This is a genomic window from Bacteroides sp. CAG:189 (assembly GCF_000432295.1).
GTDB classification, from domain to species: Bacteria; Bacteroidota; Bacteroidia; order Bacteroidales; family Bacteroidaceae; genus Bacteroides; species Bacteroides salyersiae.
This window is the reverse complement of the sequence record NZ_HF991094.1, coordinates 2,621-4,029: the sequence shown is the minus strand read 5'-3', so window position 1 is coordinate 4,029 and position 1,409 is coordinate 2,621. Positions and strand designations below refer to the sequence as shown.

Annotated in this window: 1 protein-coding gene and 1 pseudogene; both read right to left on the bottom strand. The window is 45.8% G+C overall.

The window, feature by feature from the left end:
* On the bottom strand, positions 1-965 hold a 965-nt coding region (locus tag QVP90_RS13330; protein ID WP_288204504.1), incomplete at its 3' end, for a CotH kinase family protein.
* Between the two features lie 142 nt (positions 966-1,107).
* Positions 1,108-1,409, bottom strand: a pseudogene (locus QVP90_RS13325) (hypothetical protein); the annotation flags it as partial.

Genomic DNA, 1,409 nt, shown 5'->3' with positions numbered 1-1,409 from the left:
CAATCCTTAGGGTTATGGGCGGCTTCACGCATTAATTTGTTAGTGGCATCGCCCAAGCGGTTGTCATTATTGAAAGCAATGTCATAATCCCATAACGGACCGAAATAGAGATGCTTATCCTCACGTTTCTTATAAATATAAGTACTCCAAAAAGAATCGGAATTACCGACCAGCTCACAGGCTATGTACCAATCGATCAACGACTTTTCGTCGATCCATGCCCGATACCCCTCTTCCGGGTCGGTAAACTGAGCAGAGAAGAGCACGTCTTCAAAATTACAGATATAATCGGTAATATATCTGCGTTGCTTCATGTTGATTTCGTCATCCTTCGGATACTTCACAGTCACTTTCAGCCCCTTCGGCGTCTGAAACCATACGGGTTCCGAAGAAGCAAAGCCGTCCAGTTCGATCAGATATCCGCCCGTGATGACGGGTTCTTCCGTATCCGTGGTTTCCTGTTCTTCTACCGGTACACGGCCTTTCGCCACTTCCACCTGATCGGAAACCATGTAATTGCCCATGAACTCTCCGTTGAGCACCACATCCACAAAGCGGACAGCAGGCGTAAACTCCATTCCCAAAAATGAACTGACCTCAAAGGCCACGGCATTGCGCATCAGTGTCTTATCGGCATAGTTAGCCAATAAGACCCAACTTTTCGCCTTGGCATTCAGATTCAGCAGGCGCGTTTTCGAATCGAACTTAATACGATAGGGTTTCTTCGCCATCCCCCAAGTGGAATTTCCACGACCGCGAATGCCTAATAGGGCATCGGTCATACACTCCTTTTTATCACTGCTGACAATGGTCAGCTTACCGGATACATAATCTTTTTTTCCGATGGTAGCATTGGGATTATCCGTTTCAATGTAGAAAGTAGGCAGTTGGGTGTATTGTTCCTGCGCCCAAACAGACAAATGGATAATAACAAAGTAAAAAGCACAAAGTAATGTTTTCCTCATGGCTATACTTTTAAAGTTAACTAATTCAATTTTTAAGAGACAGTGCACCCGGCTATCCCTCATTTTTGACGGAAGCAAAGATAGAGCAATCGAATGCGATAAGCGGTAGAATTTTATTCCACAAAAGTGGACAAAAAGGAGGTCAACCCCGTTTCTGGGGCTTTAGAGAAGTATTTGAAAGATTATTCGACCTGACGTCGGAAGTGGTTGCCGGTTCGGCGTAGATAGCATCCCCCTGAAATGCACCGGCAAATTCGCGGACGGAGAACTTCACCGGTTCAACCATAAATTCGGGGATATTAAAGGACTTGAGAAAGCAAGCATAAAAGCCCGTTTCCTCCTGAGGAAGAATAAAAGGTTTGGTAAACCGGCCGGCCGTAGTAAAACCGGCAATATAAGGGCGCGTATAGGAACCGTCGTCCCCACGCGAGCTGAATACAATCC